Annotated in this window: 16 protein-coding genes and 1 tRNA gene; 5 read left to right on the top strand and 12 right to left on the bottom strand. The window is 44.9% G+C overall.

Going from position 1 to position 18865, the window contains the following annotated elements:
- Positions 1-6 precede the first annotated feature (6 nt).
- Positions 7-966, bottom strand: a complete 960-nt coding sequence (locus tag MKY98_RS16545; RefSeq protein ID WP_023989418.1) for an ABC transporter permease — start codon at positions 964-966, stop codon at positions 7-9.
- A 268-nt stretch (positions 967-1234) separates the two neighbouring features.
- Here MKY98_RS16545 and MKY98_RS16550 point away from each other — a divergent pair, with 268 nt between their 5' ends.
- On the top strand, positions 1235-2134 hold the full coding sequence (locus tag MKY98_RS16550; RefSeq protein ID WP_013311057.1) for a carbohydrate ABC transporter permease: 900 nt from the start codon (positions 1235-1237) through the stop codon (positions 2132-2134).
- Here the strand turns inward: MKY98_RS16550 and MKY98_RS16555 are convergent.
- Positions 2131-4392 carry a helix-turn-helix domain-containing protein gene (locus MKY98_RS16555; RefSeq protein ID WP_069010294.1) on the bottom strand — a complete coding sequence of 754 codons (2262 nt, stop codon included), beginning with the start codon at positions 4390-4392 and terminating at the stop codon, positions 2131-2133. The two genes, MKY98_RS16550 and MKY98_RS16555, sit on opposite strands and share 4 nt — an antisense overlap.
- Positions 4393-4560: 168 nt before the next feature.
- Between MKY98_RS16555 and MKY98_RS16560 the strand changes: the two genes are divergently transcribed.
- The 4 genes from MKY98_RS16560 to MKY98_RS16575 all read left to right on the top strand — a co-directional run bounded on the left by MKY98_RS16560 (position 4561) and on the right by MKY98_RS16575 (position 7544).
- The gene (locus MKY98_RS16560) at positions 4561-6057 is read left to right on the top strand and encodes a GDSL-type esterase/lipase family protein (RefSeq protein WP_029517729.1); all 1497 of its coding nucleotides are present in this window, start codon (positions 4561-4563) and stop codon (positions 6055-6057) included.
- 291 nt (positions 6058-6348) lie between these two features.
- Positions 6349-6681, top strand: coding sequence for a hypothetical protein (locus MKY98_RS16565; protein ID WP_069010293.1), 333 nt, complete (start codon positions 6349-6351; stop codon positions 6679-6681).
- A gap of 266 nt (positions 6682-6947) precedes the next feature.
- The gene (locus tag MKY98_RS16570) at positions 6948-7154 is read left to right on the top strand and encodes a hypothetical protein (protein WP_069010292.1); all 207 of its coding nucleotides are present in this window, start codon (positions 6948-6950) and stop codon (positions 7152-7154) included.
- Positions 7155-7325: 171 nt separating this feature from the next.
- The gene (locus tag MKY98_RS16575) at positions 7326-7544 is read left to right on the top strand and encodes a hypothetical protein (protein ID WP_176715676.1); all 219 of its coding nucleotides are present in this window, start codon (positions 7326-7328) and stop codon (positions 7542-7544) included.
- Between the two features lie 544 nt (positions 7545-8088).
- Here the strand turns inward: MKY98_RS16575 and MKY98_RS16580 are convergent.
- The 10 genes from MKY98_RS16580 to pyrR form a co-directional block, all read right to left on the bottom strand.
- Positions 8089-8826, bottom strand: a complete 738-nt coding sequence (locus tag MKY98_RS16580; protein WP_341011026.1) for a hypothetical protein — start codon at positions 8824-8826, stop codon at positions 8089-8091.
- A gap of 416 nt (positions 8827-9242) precedes the next feature.
- Positions 9243-9316 (bottom strand) — tRNA-Ile (locus MKY98_RS16585).
- A gap of 124 nt (positions 9317-9440) precedes the next feature.
- Positions 9441-9605, bottom strand: coding sequence for a hypothetical protein (locus MKY98_RS16590; protein ID WP_014282411.1), 165 nt, complete (start codon positions 9603-9605; stop codon positions 9441-9443).
- Between the two features lie 147 nt (positions 9606-9752).
- Complete coding sequence (pyrE, locus tag MKY98_RS16595) at positions 9753-10394, bottom strand: orotate phosphoribosyltransferase (protein ID WP_013311063.1); 642 nt, start codon at positions 10392-10394, stop codon at positions 9753-9755.
- Positions 10391-11128, bottom strand: coding sequence for an orotidine-5'-phosphate decarboxylase (gene pyrF / locus MKY98_RS16600; RefSeq protein ID WP_069010290.1), 738 nt, complete (start codon positions 11126-11128; stop codon positions 10391-10393). The genes pyrE and pyrF overlap by 4 nt, the downstream gene beginning before the upstream one ends.
- Positions 11129-11252: 124 nt before the next feature.
- A complete protein-coding gene (gene carB / locus MKY98_RS16605; RefSeq protein ID WP_029517733.1) occupies positions 11253-14468 on the bottom strand; it encodes a carbamoyl-phosphate synthase large subunit in 3216 nt (1071 codons plus the stop codon).
- A 1-nt stretch (position 14469) separates the two neighbouring features.
- A complete protein-coding gene (carA, locus tag MKY98_RS16610) occupies positions 14470-15606 on the bottom strand; it encodes a glutamine-hydrolyzing carbamoyl-phosphate synthase small subunit (protein ID WP_069010289.1) in 1137 nt (378 codons plus the stop codon).
- A 61-nt stretch (positions 15607-15667) separates the two neighbouring features.
- A complete protein-coding gene (locus MKY98_RS16615) occupies positions 15668-16990 on the bottom strand; it encodes a dihydroorotase (protein WP_029517735.1) in 1323 nt (440 codons plus the stop codon).
- A gap of 59 nt (positions 16991-17049) precedes the next feature.
- Positions 17050-17964, bottom strand: a complete 915-nt coding sequence (locus tag MKY98_RS16620) for an aspartate carbamoyltransferase catalytic subunit (protein WP_023989427.1) — start codon at positions 17962-17964, stop codon at positions 17050-17052.
- Positions 17961-18527 carry a bifunctional pyr operon transcriptional regulator/uracil phosphoribosyltransferase PyrR gene (pyrR, locus tag MKY98_RS16625; RefSeq protein ID WP_029517736.1) on the bottom strand — a complete coding sequence of 189 codons (567 nt, stop codon included), beginning with the start codon at positions 18525-18527 and terminating at the stop codon, positions 17961-17963. The genes MKY98_RS16620 and pyrR overlap by 4 nt, the downstream gene beginning before the upstream one ends.
- Positions 18528-18865: the final 338 nt, after the last annotated feature.

The raw sequence follows: 18865 nt of genomic DNA on the forward strand, positions 1-18865 counted from the left end.
TCGTCATTAGTAAACGCCGTCTTCACCAAATTTCTTGGCCAGTCGATTGGAGCCCATAATCAGGATTAAACCTACCACACCTTTAAAAAGCCCTACCGTTGTACTAAAACTTAATTGTCCATTCTTTAAGCCCGCAGTATAAATGTAAGTGTCAAAGATTTCGGCAACTTCGCGGTTTAAGGAGTTCAATAGCAGATACATATGCTCAAAGCCCAAATCCAACGTGCTACCGATCTTCAAAATTAACAATGTAATAATGACTGGGCGGATCGCAGGCAAGGTAACGTGCCATGTCTTTCTCAGGCGTCCAGCTCCGTCCATCTCTGCTGCCTCATACAATTGCGTATCTACCACTGTAATCGCAGATAGATAAATGATGGTAGACCAGCCCAGTTCCTTCCAAATCACTTGCCCGATGTAGACTGTTCGCAGCCATTGCGGAGAAGTTAAGAAACTGATCTTCTCACCACCTAGCGCGGCAATCATTTCATTCAGCACCCCACCGTCTACGGTTAGGAATACATAAGAAATCGAAACAATGATAACCCATGACATAAAGTGCGGGATGTAGATAATGGTTTGGATAATGTTCTTAAAGAACATCTTCCTGACTTCGTTCAGCATAAGCGCCAAAATGATGGGCAATGGAAAAAAGATTACAATGTTCAATGCAAACAAAACCAGCGTATTGCGAAGCAGCATAAAAAACGTAGGCTCGGTAAACAAACGAATAAAATGCTTCATGCCTACCCATGGACTGCCTGTGATTCCCTGAAAAGCTTGATAATCCTGAAATGCAATCACCAATCCCCCCATAGGAAAGTACTTAAAAATAATGAAGTATACCAGTCCGGGTAAAACCATTAGATAGAGCAGCTTGTGTTTCTGCATTCGTAAAAGGCTTTCCGTCGTTCTTTTGTTCTTTTTCATTTTCATGTTTGGTGCGGGGACACTTGAAACTTTCATTAGTTCGACCTCCTTCAAACGTTCCTGTATACGTTTTCAAGAGTATGCGATTTTCAGCATTCCGTATATAATCACCAAATGATAGCGTTTACAAAATTGGGTGTGCAGCCTACTTTTCAACCTTTCACCTTAGCTAATGATTACTACACAACCTAATGATCATTCGCTTTTTTCCAGGCTTAGGGAACACCTCAAGATTTGATTATATACGGAATTCTTTCCTCTTGATAAGGTTGCCATGTAAACGATTACGAGGAGGTCAACCACATTGACACAGCCATTACGAAAACAAAAATTACGAAAAAAAGAATCGCTGGGCAGCCGTATCTTCAACATTGTAAACAGTACACTATTGATTCTCATTGCCCTCACTTGTCTCTTACCTTTTTTGAATATCATCGCCAGCTCTTTTGCCTCAACCGAAGAAGTGATAGCCAAGAAGTTCATTTTATTCCCAGTTACTTTTTCCTTGGATGCCTACCGCTATATTCTGTCGACTCCCACCATTTTTAGAGGTCTCGGGGTTTCGGTCGGCGTAACGATCGTCGGTACAGTTGTAAGTATGATATTTACTGCTTTTATGGCTTATGGATTATCCCGAAGATATCTACTCGGCCGCAATACGATTAACTTCATTGTCGTGTTTTCTATGTTGTTTAGTGGGGGGATGATTCCAACATTCCTGGTTGTAAAAAGCATGGGGCTTATCAATTCGTATTGGTCCTTGATTCTTCCTGTGGCCATTAATGCGTTTAACCTGATTATCATGCGTAACTTCTTTCAGGCGCTGCCAGATGATCTGGAGGAATCAGCCAAGATGGACGGGTGCAACGATTTTGGTATCTTCTTTAAAATTATGTTGCCATTAGCCCTGCCTTCTATTGCAACCATCTCTCTATTCTACGCTGTTGCCTACTGGAATACGTATATGCACGCCATTCTCTATATCAATGATTCTGCCAAATGGCCGATTCAAGTCTTGCTACGTCAAATTGTAATCGTTTCCAGTGGTATGCAGGCAGAAGGGACTGCTGTAGATGTCATTCCGCCTGCGCAGACGATTAAGATGGCGGTCATTGTCATTGCGACCGTTCCGATGTTAATCGTGTATCCATTTGTGCAAAAGCACTTTGTCAAAGGAGCTTTGTTAGGAGCGGTTAAAGGTTAATTGGCTTGCTTCATCTTTCGGTAAGCTCCCGGTGTAACCTGTTCCTTTTTCCGAAAAGAGCGGATAAAGTTTTGCGAATTATGATATTGCAGTCGCTCGGCGATTTCTTTAATCGTCATATCTGTCTCAACGAGCCACTTCTTACCCATTTGCAGCCGGTAGCCCATCAGATATTCACTAAACGTCGTTCCGTATTCTTTTTTGAAAATACTGCTTAAATAATTCGGATTGTAATGAAGTCGGTCTCCAATGAGTTCTAATGATAATTCCTGGTCATATTCAGCACGGATAATAGCAGCAATTTTCTCCGAGAGACAGCGGAATTGCTGGTTGGTCTTCTCCTTCATGCTTTTTACCATGGGGAAAATAACTTGCTCTATCAGCATACGTTCTATCTCTTCCGGATTACGGATGTCCAGCAAACGATGATACAAGGCATGATTGTCTTGCGTCAGCAGCACTTCAATCCCTAATAGTTGCTCTAATTGGATGAGGTTATTCACAAACCGTACCAACAGCACCTCAAAGTTCATGGAATGATTGTTTTTTACCATCATTTCCTCCAATAATGAGTGCACGGTATGATATACCTGCTCTTCGTCCCCTATTCGGATGGCATCAAATAGTTTTGATTCCAATTCCGTAGGATAATGGAGCAGCACCGGACCTGAAATGACCATGGAAATATCTTCATAAAAAATAATCGACTCTTTGCCTAAATTTAAACGGTGATGCAAAGCTTGCTTGCTCATCTCACAGGCTTCTTTACTTTCTAATAAGTTATCATACGCCGTACTAATGCCGATGCTGATGGAAACATTTAAATACTCTTTTACGTTTCGAACCAAAAGGGTCGCATCATCCAAGACTTGCTTTCTCATTTCCTGTTCGCTCAACCCTGTCAAAATTAATATGGTGGCCTGAGTGTTATCGTTCAAAATGATGGGAAGCATTCGCTGCTGCTCTGGAATCGTTTCTTCTACGATTTTGTTAATAGCCAGCAGCAAAACATCTTTATCCGAGGGCTCTCGATCTCCCAGATTATCCAGTTGGACTAACAAGGTAATATACATTTGATTCTCGATCTGCGGATAACCCAAGCGTGGCATTTTTCGTGCCAATTCCTCTGCAGAAATACGTTTGCGGAACAGGTTGAGAATCAATTGGGTTTCCAACTGTGGCATTTCGGACTGAATGAGACTTTCCAAGCTTTCCTTCTCGGTTACAATGTTATCGATGGAATTAATAATCCATTCAATTTCATTTTTAGAAGGTTCATTTTTGAAAGCGAAATTAGGATTTTTAGGCAAGCTTCGTTTTATTTGCTGAAATGGCTTTGTAAAGTAAATGGCAATGAAGTACGCCACTACCACCATTAAGAGCGTTAATACAAGTCCCATCATGATGATCCCAAATTTGGTCGTTTGAAAGGCATCCGCAATTTCTTTCTTATCTAATACTGTTAAGTAAGTCCAATTGTTATAGGCAGATTTGGCATAGATGACTTGTCGTGCAGGCTGCTGATCCGTTTTCTCCAAAGTTAGCATACCTGTGTTGCTCGGCTTCACTGTGGCTTCTGAAATATGCTGGAGCTGCTGGGTGGACAATAATTGTTCGGCAGGCTGGGTTTCATACATTAAATCGCCTTGATTATTCAAGATAAAAACAGCCATATGATCCTCGGTTTGAATCGTATGATTTAATGTTTGCAGCGAAATATCCGACAGAGCAATGGCTTGCTTCTTCTTAGAGAATACAGGCAAGGTATTAACAAAACGAATCCCTTTATCTGTTTTAACCCAGAATAGTCCCTGATTCTGATGGTCGATATAGGTATTAACCAGCTTCTCCCTTTCTGCTTTCGTCAAATAAGACAGGCTTCCATTGGAGATTCTCCAATTCTGATCCAGACTGATGAGTGAATATTCCGTTCCCTCTAATCCCATCGTAGCAATATAATTGAGCTGAGTATTCACATTCCGATACGCTATAAAATCTTTTTCTGTAATGGGATTTTTCACAACATCATTAAAGGAACTGGTCGTGCTATACGTATTAAAAGCATATTCAATCGTTTGAATTTTCTGCTCCAGGCTATTTCTGATCTGTGCCATATAGCTTTGCTTGGTATTGGAAACCCTCTCCACAACGGAGCTAATTGTTGTAAAATAGATGTAGCTTCCAAAACTGGCCACAAATCCTATTCCTAAAACCAGAATCGTAATAAAAATGGTGTAGAACATTCTTCCTTTTTTCATTGCGCTCCCCCTCTGGCTCTTTGCATCACATCAAAATTATAGCGCTTTCATAACAAGGTTTAAATCATTTTTTTCACGTGTGCATTATTTTTTACATCCGTATCATTCCAATTTAAGTCGATTTTGTTTGGTTGGCGGCAGTTAAAAAGAAATTTGGAGGAATTACTTATGTTACATGTTGTTAGTCCTAAAGAACCGATTGTAAAAGAAGAATTTCCGTCAGAAACTTCCTTTCTCTCCCTCTATCCCCTAGCAGTTGGTGAAGCTCGTCCTTTTATATTGGTATTACCTGGCGGTGGTTACGAGCATTTGGCCTCACATGAAGGAGAGCCTATAGCTCGGTGGTTAAACGATCTAGGTATTCATGCGGGTGTGCTGGAGTATCAAGTCGGTGATTTCGAGATTACTTCCTTGTTGGAGGATGTAGAACATGCTCTGCAATGGATTCGCCAAACATCGCATGACTGGCTGGTCATCCCTGACCAAGTGGGGCTCATCGGTTTTTCAGCAGGCGGTCACTTGGCCTCCATTGTCTCCACTATAGGGACGGTAAAGCCAGATCTTCTGTTGTTGGGATACCCTGTAATTTCATTTTATGAGCCTTATACACATATCGGAAGCCGTACGCATTTTTTAGGGGAACAGCCGACGCTGGAACAGCTTCAAGCCTTTTCATCCGATCGGCAAGTGACTTCAAAGACACCTCCAACTTTGATGTGGACTACAGCCAATGATGGCGCTGTACCGGTAGAAAATAGTCTGTTGTTCGCTTTTTCATTATCCAGGGAACGTATTCCGTTTGAACTGCATGTATTTGAGGAAGGACGACACGGCTTGGGACTGTCAGAGGACAACCATGAATGCCATCAATGGCTCAATCTGGCGGAAACTTGGCTTCAAAAACATGGATATGCTCGGGCGAGACAACAGATCACAACTCGACTGTTTATCGCCGGGGACTCCACTGCAGCTCAAAAAGGGGCTACCGAAAAACCGATGACAGGCTGGGGTGAACACTTGCAAAGCTATTTGGCACCGTCTGTTCATGTGGACAATCGTGCTGTCAATGGGCGAAGCACCAAATCTTTTATAGCAGAAGGCCGATTAGCTGATATTGAAAAAGATATTCTAGCTGGAGACTATCTGTTTATTCAATTTGGACACAACGATGAGAAAAAAGAAGACCCCACTCGCTATACCGATCCTGATGGAGATTATCGTCAAAACTTAATTCATTACATTCAGTCCGCTAGAGAGCGTGGTGGAATTCCAGTGCTATTGACCTCTGTAAGCCGCCGCCGATTCACCGCAAACGGTGAACCTGATCCGCTGGCTGTAGGAGCCTATCCCGCTGCCATGAGACAAGTAGCCGCGGAAACCAAAACACCCCTGCTCGATATTTTTGAAGCTTCTCAGCAGCTTTATCGTTCCATGGGTGAAAAAGAGTCCCAGCAGCTATTTATGTATTTGCCTGAAAAAGCGCACCCTAATTACCCCGCTGGTATAACGGATAATACCCATTTTTCTGACAAAGGAGCCAAACAGGTCGCCCAGCTTATAGCGGAAGCCATTCGTCAGTGTGCGGAACTGTCTGCATTAAAACAGCGTATGGTAGAAAGGAATCTAGACAGCGATGAGAGACTTGCACATCAACTTGTCAACTGATATCAAGAACTAGAAAGAATACAAATACGAAAAACGGGCTTGGAGCTAATCACTCTGACGTCCGTTTTTTATTCCGTGTGGATCAAAGACTATACAGCCAGGAGAATAGTTCAAAAATACAGTACAATAAAATGAATTTCTTTAATTGTTATATTTTAATTATTTTGTATCTTATAGGACTTTAGAATCGTTTTTTGTATTATTTTGACAACATTTGTCGAATAAAGCGAAATCAATAATTTTACATGGTATATTTTAGGAGCTCATATCATACATCAGGAGGAATTTTTTATGAATACTAAGAAAATCTTATTAACAACAGCAATGTCTTTGGGGCTAATTGGTAGTATCATCGTCCCTAGTGCGTCCGCAGCAGTAGGTCCTTCGCCAGTAATTACGCCTGTTGTAGAAGTTAACGGAGTATATTACAGAACGGCTACATTGCCACGAAATTATTCCTATGCGCTGTCAAATTACCCGGGCGATACTTATAAAGTGGCGAGCGGAAATGTCACAGTCTCCTCTTCCGGCGTGGTAACAACCACCACTGCAACGAGCGCAAGAGTAGAAATTTACGGCGGTAACGGTAAATTGAGAATGGTGTATACCGTCAAGGTAAACTAAGGTTGGAATAAGCGTTCCTGGGAGTACGGAGTCAACGATCATTATCAAAATGGTGATTTGATAGCGAGTTTCTTAGGCACTTTGTTAAGTGATTTCGAGAATATCAAAAGAAGCACTGTCCGTTTATTGGGGCAGTGCTTTTGTTTAATGCAATCGTAATTATTATTCGTACATACACCAGCAGTAGCTAGTTTAAATAATTTGTTTAAGTAAATTAGGCGTTTATCAGTATGAAATATTGTATTGTAAGGTGGTGGTTAATTTTAATGCAAGCTTTTTGGGTTTATTACTATCCTGTCGCTATGCAATTTGATGCCCGTCCCCCTCTATATCCAGAATTAATCAAACAACTTTACTTAGATAAAGAAGTAAATGTTTTTACAAACCAAGGAGTGTTGATTAAAGGAAAAATTACGATGTTTGGGATTCAACCGATGTTGCAATGGGGCGACCTTATGGATATGTATTTATAACAGATCATACGGACCCTTCAAAACCTAAATATTGCAACCTTAAATATACAGACATACAATGGATTGCATTCACCTAAATTTAGGAAGAAAAGCTACATGAACGTAATAGAAATCGAAGTATACAATATTTAACGGTTCCTACTGCCAAAAGTTTTGAGAAAAAAGGTAGATATGATATTGAAAAATGGGTTTATTTACAAAACCGCTTATATTGAAGAAGTTGATATTTCGTCTGGCGCTAATTTTGGATCTGTTAAGTTTTTCCCTCAGGGAGCACTACCAGATGCACCACAATTTACAACAGCTGATGATATTATAGCGATTGCTGCGGCAGGGCAGCTTGTTATACCTGGCGGAAGTACATCTGGTAGTGGTATGCCTGCCTGGTAGTGGTATGCCCGGTACTGGTGTGCCTGGTGATGGCTATTACCCAAGAAATTGGTATCCTCAAATGTATCCTTAACAAAATTATAGTTTTTCTTCCCCTTCCCCGTTTTGGGTATGTTATTATCCCGTTGCCTTTCACCTATATTCCTAAAACTATAAATTCTGATTTGCTCCGAAATTGAATAAAACTTTGAAGATGCTTGTTCAGTCACGATATAGTTATTGTAATTATAAAATATGAACAACTACTCTACTATAGAAGAACATGGTGGCAAGACTTCGGTCCACAATAGGTATTCCTCTCAAAAAAAGAACTTTATAAATTTGTTATGAGGTGACAAAAAACAAATGACATAATAATCTTTCGATCCGATCTGTTCCCTATCCCTCGATACCAAAAACGCTGATTCTCATAATTCCCAATACCTTTAGCGACAGTATTCAAAGGCGGTCGGCTGAGAAAAAAAGAGTATGTGCGACAGCTTTTGTTTTACAAGAGATAAAAAGAGCAGGAAAGGTACCTTCACTGCTCTCTTATTAAATTTATTTAAAACTTCAATCCTGACCAAGAACCAACTTTAGTTTTTCCTCCCGTAGTCTTAAGCCATTTACCCAATAAATTTTTGTGTTGAGATTCAACTTCGATCCATAATTCCTTGTTTACTACCCATATTGCAAATTTTATTCTCGTTACTATGCTTGTAGGGTAAGTACCTTCAACTCTATTTTTGTCTCTATTCAATACAAACTTTTGAACAGGTATTCCGGCAACTTTTGGCGTTACTTCGATTTGGCATTCATGTACCGTGTAACTTACCGACCCTATCGAGATACTAGCTTCTCCCGAATAAAGGAGATTACCTTTACCTCCAGTTATGGCACAATTTTGAGGTGTTGGTGTTGGTGTTGGTGTTGGTGTTGGTGTTGGTGTTGGTGTTGGTGTTGGTGTTGGTGTCGGTGTCTCACCGCCTAACACTTCTAAGCCACTCAATTCATCAGGAAGATAACTTAGATTTCCATAGTTTACTCCTGTTCTGTCACTAATAATATTAATCAACTGGACTCGGTTTGTATTCGAATCATAATCCCCTACTGTGGCGGTAATTGTCCCGGTTATATTTGGTACAGTCGTTCGGATTTTTTTGCCCTTTAGATTTTTTACTTCGGGTAAGGTAATAAGCTGAAGCGATCTGACAGATGAAATAAAATTTTGCTTTCCTTTTTTTCTTAATTGCTGAGCCGGACTTTTTCGGGAAGTTTTCAAACTTCCCACCTTGTTCTTCACAATCACCACTCCTTCGCTGATCAATATGATTGTTAACTACATGCTTAGCTTATAAAGTCATAGTTATAAATGTCCGGGCAATTTTCACTTTATTTATGTCATCAACTTAAAAATACTTCGACAAATGAATAAATAGGTATATAAGGACTTCTACTAATAAGATAGTATTCTTTGTGGAAACAGTGTCCCCCAAGTTATCCTTCTTATGGAAAAAGGTTTTCATAGATAAATTATTCAATACCATTCTTCCTTTTTCAAAAAGTTTAATTAAATTAAATTAAATTTATTTGATTAATAAGAGGGTCACTTTTAAGTTTCCATCTTGTAAATCACTTTCAGTAGTCCTGTGTCACTCTTTTCCTAATGCTTCTATAAACGACGAAAAAACCCTTGCTAAGCAAGGGTTTTTGAGGAAATGGGCCCTGAGGGACTCGAACCCCCGACCAATCGGTTATGAGCCGACCGCTCTAACCAACTGAGCTAAGGGCCCTCAAAAAAACATGTATATTCACGTCACATATTCATAACAGCAACGTTAATTAATATACAACATTTTCTTGTGTTTCGTCAATAGTCTTTCGAAAATTTTCTTTTTAAAAATTATTTTTGTGGACTTACGGAATAAATCGGACACCATAACGACCTTTGCGCGAGCGGTACACCTCCACTGCGCGGGGATCATTGTAGCCATACATCCAGCCGTCGTGCTCCAACCTTTTTGCCAGACATCCTGCCTGAAATTTAGTCGTGTACAGTCTGCCATAGTAAATCCAATACATCCGAGCTCCCTCTTTTCACATGATGGTAGGAGTTAGTGTAACCGGATCGAATTCGATTTACACGGCCTGGGCCATAACAATCTACAATGGTTAGCAAAGAGTACGAATCGCTCTAATCATTAGACCTATTGGCCTCTATAGCTCATCTTATTTACCAAAGGAAGCGGGGTCCTGGCGCCAGGAACGCAGCAGTTCCATCTCTTCTTCCTGAATGGTTCCTTCACGCAAGGCAACGTTCATCAGGGCTGTATAATTGGACAAGCTTTGCAGCTCCACACCCGCTTCTTCAAAGGCTTGAGTCGCTTTGTCTAGCTGGTAGCTGAAAATGGCCAGTACCGCTAATGGCTGAGCGCCTGCTTGTGCTACGGCCTGTGCTGCTTTAATGGAGCTGCCTCCTGTAGAAATAAGATCCTCGATAACCATAACCTTCTGACCTGCACTAATACGGCCTTCGATTTGGTTTTCTTTCCCATGTCCTTTGGCTTTGTCCCTTACATAGGCCATTGGCAGATTTAGCTTTTGCGCCACCCAGGCTGCATGAGGAATCCCTGCTGTAGCTGTCCCTGCAATGACTTCAGTTTCGGGGTATTGCTCACGAATAAGGGCAGCAAATGAGTCTGCGATCAGCTCGCGCACCTCCGGGTAGGACATGGTCAGGCGATTGTCACAGTAAATTGGCGATTTAATGCCGGATGTCCATGTAAAAGGCTGTTGTGGGCGCAATGCCACCGCCTGAATACGTAACAGATGGGATGCAATTTGCTCAGGTATACTATTGAATGTGGTCATACTTGTATCATCTCCTCAATAATGTGTTCCGCTGCGGCGCGTGGGTCTGCTGCTGCGGTGATAGGACGTCCAACGACAATGTAGCTGCTGCCTTGTGCAATGGCTTGGCGAGGTGTAAGCACACGCGACTGATCGCCTGTAGCACTACCTGCCGGGCGTATGCCAGGAGTTATCGTCTTAAAGTCTGATCCACATACAGCACGAATGGCAGGCACTTCCAAAGGTGAAGCTACCACACCATCCAGTCCCGCCTCACGGGTCAGTTGCGCGTAACGAACCACTGCATCCTGTACCGTACCAGGAATACCTAACTCCTTATTCATGGTCGTCTGATCCGTGCTGGTCAGCTGTGTGACTGCAATAATGAGCGGCATGGAAAGCGAGCTGTCTGCGGAAATAGCTGCTTCTGCACCAGCTTTAGCGGCTGACATCATATTAACGCCCCCAGCAGCATGTACGTTGAACATATCTACACCTAAGCGGGTAATGCTCTCTGCCCCTCCCCGCACCGTGTTAGGGATATCATGCATTTTCAAATCCAGAAATACGGAGTATCCTCTGGACTTTAGTTGTTCTACAAAAGCTGGCCCTGCACTATAAAACAGTTGCATACCTACTTTTATATAACAAGGAATCCCTTCTAGCTGCCGAATTAACTGCTCAGCCTGTTGTGCATTGGGATAATCTAACGCAACCATCAGCCGTCCTGCCATCTGCTGAAATGCTCCATTCACCGTTCTTCATCCCCTTTTTACGTCAATTCGGGTGCATTTGCCCGTGATAAAGGACATCCGTCAGCCGAAGCTGATGAATGTCCTTCCCTGTGCTACTTATTTCCTCACATCTATTCGTAACGCATTATTTGCTCAGGACCGGCATGGATTCGGATGTGAAATTGATCGTTTCCAGCATTCTTAGCAAAGCGCGTACTGTATCCAGTGAGGTCATGCAGACAATGCCATTCTCAACTGCTTCGCGGCGGATACGGAATCCATCACGCTCTGGCGTTTTGCCTTTGGTCAACGTATTGAAGACAAAGTTGGCTTCACCCGTGCGAATCATATCCAGGATGTTCGGATTACCTTCGCTCAGTTTGTTGATCGTGTTCACTGGAATATTGGCCTGCTTCATAGCAGCCGCCGTTCCACCTGTTGCAATAATTTTATAGCCCAGTCTGTAAAAGCCCTGCATCAACTCGACAGCTTCTTCTTTGTCCTTATCTGCCACTGTAATGATGATCGCCCCAGTGGATGGAATTTTCATACCAGCTCCCACAAGTCCTTTGTACAGTGCTTTGGCATACTGAATATCGCGTCCCATAACTTCACCTGTCGATTTCATTTCCGGGCCCAGCGTCGGCTCTACACGACGCAGTTTGGCAAAGGAGAATACCGGAACCTTAACCGAGACATAATTACTTTCAGGCCATAGGCCTTCTGAATAACCTGCATCTTTAAGCTTACCGCCCAAAATAGCCTGTGTAGCCAGATTCGCCATTGGGATATTTGTTACTTTACTCAAGAAAGGAACTGTCCGCGAGGAGCGAGGATTAACCTCGATCACGTACACCTCGTCTTGATGAATAACAAACTGGATATTTACCAGACCGATGGTTTTCAATTCCTTAGCGATGCTGATTGTAATTTCCACAATTTTTTGTTTCAGCTCGACAGATAAGTGCTGTGGTGGATACACCGCGATAGAGTCACCTGAGTGAACCCCGGCCCGTTCCACATGCTCCATAATGCCTGGTACCAATACTGTCTCGCCGTCGCAGATGGCATCGACCTCTACTTCTTTACCCAGCATATAACGGTCGATGAGCACCGGATGCTCTGGATTGATTTTAACCGCTTCTTCCATGTACCGCAGCAATTCCGTATCTGAGTACACGATTTCCATAGCGCGTCCGCCCAGAACGTAGGATGGACGTACCAGAACTGGATAGCCCAGCGCCTGTGCGGTTCCTACTGCTTCATCAACTGATGTGACCGTGTTGCCTTTAGGCTGTGCGATAGCCAGACGAGACAAAAGTTGCTCAAACTTCTTCCGGTCTTCCGCTTCATCGATACTTTCCAGACTCGTACCCAAAATATTCACGCCTGCCGCACTCAGTGGAGCTGCGAGATTAATGGCCGTTTGACCCCCGAACTGGACGATAACCCCAATCGGTTTTTCCTGCTCGATAACATTCATTACATCTTCGAAGAAGAGCGGTTCAAAGTAGAGGCGGTCGGATGTGTTAAAGTCCGTAGATACCGTCTCCGGGTTGTTATTGATAATCACTGCTTCGTAGCCCGCTTTTTGAATAGCCCATACCGCATGTACGGTGGAGTAATCAAATTCAATCCCTTGCCCGATCCGAATCGGTCCGGAACCGAGTACGATAACTTTCTCTTTGCTAGATGGAATCACTTCATTTTCCACCTCGTAAGAGGAGTAGTAGTACGGAGTTGTGGCTTCAAACTCGGCTGCGCACGTATCTACCATTTTGTAGACCGGACGCAGGTTTTGAGCTAGACGGAATTCACGTACCTCACGCTCGGTTGTCATACTGTCGTTTTGGCCCATACTGCGAATCTCGGCGATCGAGCGGTCGGTAAAACCTTTACGTTTGGCCTGATAGAGTGTTTCGTAGGTCAGCTCAGCTTCTCCAGCGATGATGGCTTCGAACTTGATGATTCCCTCTACCTTATCGAGGAACCACCAGTCAATTTTCGTCAAATCTTGAATCTCCTGCTGCTGCCAGCCGCGACGGAACGCCTCGGCTACCAAGAACAAACGCTCATCATCTGCTTTAATCAAGCGATCCTTGAGCACGTCATCAGACAGCTGATCGGCTCCCTTAAGATGCAGACGGTGTACACCGATTTCCAAAGACCGTACCGCTTTCTGGATGGACTCTTCGAATGTGCGTCCGATGGCCATGACTTCACCCGTTGCTTTCATTTGCGTGCCCAGCTTGCGGTTGGCAGAAATGAATTTGTCAAATGGCCAGCGTGGTATTTTGCTCACGATGTAATCCAGTGTTGGCTCAAAGCAAGCATACGTCTGTCCCGTTACCGGATTCACAATTTCATCCAACGTGTAGCCGAGTGCAATTTTAGCAGCCATTTTAGCAATCGGATATCCGGTTGCCTTGGAGGCCAGTGCCGAGGAGCGACTTACGCGTGGGTTTACTTCAATGACATAGTATTGATAGCTGTGCGGATCAAGCGCAAACTGTACATTACAGCCGCCTTCGATATTGAGGGCGCGGATAATTTTCAGAGAAGCAGAGCGCAGCATCTGGTATTCGCGATCTGACAGCGTCTGACTCGGAGCTACGACAATACTGTCGCCAGTATGCACGCCGACTGGATCAAAGTTCTCCATATTACAGACAACGATGCAGTTATCATTGCCGTCACGCATGACCTCATACTCGACTTCCTTCATGCCTGCAATACTTTTTTCCACCAAACATTGTCCGATTGGACTGTATCTCAAGCCAGAGCTGACGGTTTCACGCAGTTCTTCTTCTGTGGAGCAGATACCGCCACCTGTTCCCCCTAGCGTATAAGCCGGGCGAACGATAATTGGATAACCGATTTCGTTAGCAAATTCTAAAGATTCTTCCAAGGTTGTTACAATGACACTCTCTGGTACAGGTTGTTCCAACTCGCGCATCAAATCACGGAACAGATCACGATCTTCGGCTTTTTCTATCGAATTCAGTTGAGTTCCCAGTAGCTTAACGTTTTCACGCTCCAGCACTCCGGCGCGAGCCAGTTCCACTGCCATATTCAGACCTGTCTGTCCTCCCAGCGTAGGAAGCAGACCATCTGGACGCTCTTGACGGATAATCTGTGTTACAAAATCAAGTGTAATCGGCTCGATGTATACTTTGTCTGCCATGTTGGTGTCTGTCATGATGGTTGCCGGATTACTGTTGATCAGTACTACCTCGACGCCTTCTTCTTTGAGCGCTTGGCAAGCTTGTGTACCAGCGTAATCAAATTCTGCTGCCTGACCAATGACGATAGGACCGGAACCGATCACGAGTATTTTTTTAAGTTCTGTATTTTTCGGCATATTAGCGCTCTCCTCTCACTGCGGCGGCGATAGCAGCCTGACGCGGTTGCTTTGGATGATTTCTTTTGTGCTCACGGATCATGTCCAGAAAGCGATCAAACAGATAGCCATTATCGTAAGGTCCTGGTGCAGCCTCTGGATGATATTGCACCGAAAACGCGGGATACTTGGTATGTTTTAGACCTTCAATCGTTTTATCGTTGTTATTAATATGTGTCACTTCAAGCTCAGTCCCTTGGATCGAATCCTCATTCACCGTGTAGCCGTGATTTTGTGATGTGATAAAGCAGCGTCCGCTCTCCAGTTCTTTCACCGGATGGTTACCACCGCGATGTCCGAATTTCAGCTTTTCCGTATCCGCTCCCGAAGCTAAAGCGAACAACTGGTGTCCCAAGCAAATTCCGAAAATCGGATATTCCCCTAACAATTCAGCTACCGTACGAACGGCATAGGGTACGTCTTTTGGATCTCCAGGGCCGTTAGACAGCTGGATACCGTCTGGGTCCAAGCGACGAATTTCCTCAGCCGTCGTATCATGTGGAACGACAACTACATCGCAGTCCCGTTTATTCAGTTCGCGCAAAATGCCGCTTTTTGCACCGTAGTCAATCAATACGATCCGCTCTCCGTTGCCAGGACTGCTGTACGGATGAGGTGTGGAAGTCATAGGAACCTGATTGCGCAGTTCTTCAATGGTCAAGTCAGACATCATTTCTTTCAGTTCTTCCAGCGGCTGGGAACCAGTCGTCAAAATGCCCTTCATCGTACCGTGATGGCGAATAATCCGGGTAAGCATGCGGGTGTCGATGTCGCTAATGCCAATGATGCCATATTCCTTCAGCAAATCGCCCACGCTGTATTGAGCACGCCAGTTACTTGGCGCTGGCTCGTAATGTCTAACAGCAAAGCCATGGACATAAGGCCGTACCGATTCAAAGTCATCACGAGTAATTCCATAGTTGCCAATCAGCGGGTAAGTCATCGTTACGATTTGTCCGCAGTAAGAGGGATCAGTAAGCACCTCTTGATAGCCTGTAATCCCTGTGTTGAAAACGACCTCGCCTGTTTTATCACCTTCCGCACCAAATGATGTGCCTGTAAACAGCGTGCCGTCCTGAAGTAACAATCTTGCCTGCATCCCGTCTCACTCCTCTATATTGTTTCCTGCTATAAGGTTCTATTTTTTTAGTGGTTTCTATTTATTTTGCTTCGTCAGCAGACCATACCAGTTTGCCATCTACCCAAGTTTTCACAGGCCAGCCTTTGAGCTTCCAGCCTGTAAAAGGAGTGTTGCGTCCTTTGCTGGCAAACGTTTGCGGATCAACTGCCTGCTCCTGCTCCAGATCAATCATGGTCAGGTCAGCTGGAGCCCCTTCTTCCAGGCGTCCCGTATCAAGGCGGAAGACACGCGCTGGATCAGCAGTCATACGACGCACCAGAAAGTCCAGCGTCCACTGTCCGGTAGCTACGAATTTCGTGTACAACAGCGGGAAGGCCGTCTCAAATCCAACGATCCCGAATGGCGCCAGCTCCATCCCCCTTGCCTTCTCTTCCTCACTGTGCGCTGCATGGTCGGTTACGACGATGTCAATCGTACCGTCTTCCAGTCCCTCGATGCATGCCTGCACATCACGCGGGGAGCGTAGCGGAGGATTCATTTTCCAGTTCGCATCCAGCCCAGGGATATCCTCATCTGACAATACCAAGTGGTGCGGGCATACCTCAGCCGTTACCTTGATGCCAAAAGATTTCGCATGGCGGATTAACCGCACTGACTGCTCCGTGCTGACATGGCATACATGATAGTGTGCCCCGGTTGCCTCGGATAGTAAAATGTCCCGTCCGACGTGAATCGCTTCAGATTCGTTCGGAATGCCTTTAAGCCCGTGGCGCTTGGCAAATTCGCCGTCCGTCACTGCCGCTCCTTCAACAAGTGTGTTATCCTCACAGTGTGCAATAACCGGCATATCCAGTGCTTTGGCCCGCGTCATGGCGTCCTTCATCATTTGCGCGCTTTGCACCCCGACACCATCGTCAGTAAAGCCGATGGCACCTGCTGCTTTGAGCGCTTCAAAATCTGTCAGCTCACGACCCAGTTCGTTTTTCGTGATGGCTGCGTAAGGAAGAACCTTGGCTAGCCCCGCTTCCTGTCCCTTTTTCAATACCAGCTGAACTGTGTCCACATTGTCCGTCACTGGACGTGTATTTGGCATGCAGGCAATCGTCGTAAATCCGCCTTTCACCGCCGCGCGGCTACCCGTTTCAATCGTTTCTTTATATTCAAAGCCGGGTTCTCTCAGATGCACATGCATGTCGATTAAACCGGGGATGACCAGCTTCCCCTGGGCGTCAACTTTCTCGACTTCGCGCTCCTGCCCAGATGCGCCTTCTTCCATAAGTAGGCTGATTCCAGCATCCGCACTTGCGATAGCCAAAATCTTTCCGTCGGCGATTAGGATGGATTTCAATTCAGCCTCGCCCTGCTCGTTCAATACGCTTGCATTCATAATTAATTGTTTCATCTGAAATATTCCTCCGCTCAGTTTTTTGCAACTTTTCCCTACGATCCTACTGACAGCTTCTACAGCTTCATTGCCCGTTCCATAACCGCCATGCGGATCGGAACCCCGTTTGCCATTTGAGGAAAAATTCGCGATTGTTCGCTTTCCACAACTGCACTATCAATTTCCACATTCCGATTCACTGGAGCTGGATGCATGATAATCGTTCCGGGCTTCAGGTTCGCTGCTCTTTTCTCTGTCAAACCGTACTGCTCTCGGTATTCATCCGCTGAGCGCAACATCCCTTCGGCATGCCGTTCCAGCTGTACCCGAAGCATCATGACCACGTCCGCTTGTAGTGCCTCTTGCATCGGAACATAAGGCGCGTAGGCCGCAAGATCAGGTGCTTGCATATTATCAGGAGCGCAGAAGCTTACCTTGGCTCCGAATTTTTGCAAGGCCCACAGATTCGAGCGAGCGACACGGCTGTGCAGAATATCTCCTATGATGGACACTCTCAAGCCTTTAAGCTCACCGAAAGTTTTGCGCATGGTGTACAGGTCCAGCAGAGCCTGCGTTGGATGCTCATTGTTGCCGTCCCCCGCATTAACCAGTGGGACACTGACCTTCTCAGCGAGCTCTTGCAGCACTCCGGCTGGCTTTAACCGGATGACTCCTGCATCAATGCCCATGGATTCGAGCGTACGTACTGTATCGTAAATGGACTCCCCTTTTTCCACACTGGAAGCCGCAGCGGAAAAGTTCAAAACCTGAGCGCCCAGCCGCTTCTCTGCCATTTCAAAAGAAAAGCGGGTACGAGTGCTGTTTTCAAAAAACATGTTGGCCGCAAAGCGTGATTGCAGTACTGGAACCAGTTTTTCTGGTTGAGATTCCCAATAATGAGCGCGATCCAGAATGGACTCGATTTCATTTCGGCTGAGTTCCTTTAACCCGAGTAGGCTACGTTCTTTAAGTTGACTGGCTGTGGTGATCATAGCTGTTCCCCCCGGTTCTGAATGATTGTCACTTCGTCCTTACCGTCCGTCTCTTGAAGGGCTACTACGATTTCCTCAGATTTGGAGGTCGGGATGTTCTTGCCGATGTAATCCGGACGAATCGGAAGCTCACGGTGTCCGCGATCCGCTAGTACTGCCAGCTGAATCATTTGCGGTCGTCCGCAGTGCATCAATGCATCCATCGCCGCGCGGATGGTGCGGCCTGTGTACAGCACATCGTCAAAGAGAATGACTTTCTTATCATGAACCGATACGTCAGCAGGATTCATCAAAAGCTCTTTTCCATTTCCTTTAGCTTCGGCTACGCTGTTCCGGTCATCCCGGTAGGCTGTGACGTCCAGCTCTCCCCATGGAATTGGTGCGCCTTCAATCTCAGCAATTTTTTCAGCCAGGCGTTGCGCCAGATGAACTCCGCGTGTTCGAATACCTACTAGCACACAATCGTCAATACCTTTGTTTTTCTCCAAAATTTCATGTGCAATCCGTGTCAATGCCCGACGAATCGCAATTTCATCCATCAGTACATGTGTTTCATTACTCATGCTTCCAGCCTCCTCAGGTGATGTTCCCTTCAGACCTGGTCCCGTGTTCGGATACAAAAAAGACTCCTTGCCCAAGTTTGGCAAGGAGTCTCGTGTGAACAGTCTTCTACTGTTCTCCGATCTCTCGGACACACTGAAGACATACCGCCGCAGCGGATGCACTGATCAGTGATCCATTCACGTTACCTTGCCAGCCTCACGGGACTGATTTAAAGGTGCTATTCAGGATTTCCTTTGTCCTGCTTCTCATAGTGTGAGATGGTTAGCCATCTCTTGGACAAAGTTCATCGCAACTACAAGAAGTATGACAGATTGAAAATCGTGTGTCAACACCCGTT

It is taken from the genome of Paenibacillus sp. FSL M8-0228, from assembly GCF_038007385.1.
Lineage (GTDB): Bacteria > Bacillota > Bacilli > Paenibacillales > Paenibacillaceae > Paenibacillus > Paenibacillus polymyxa_D.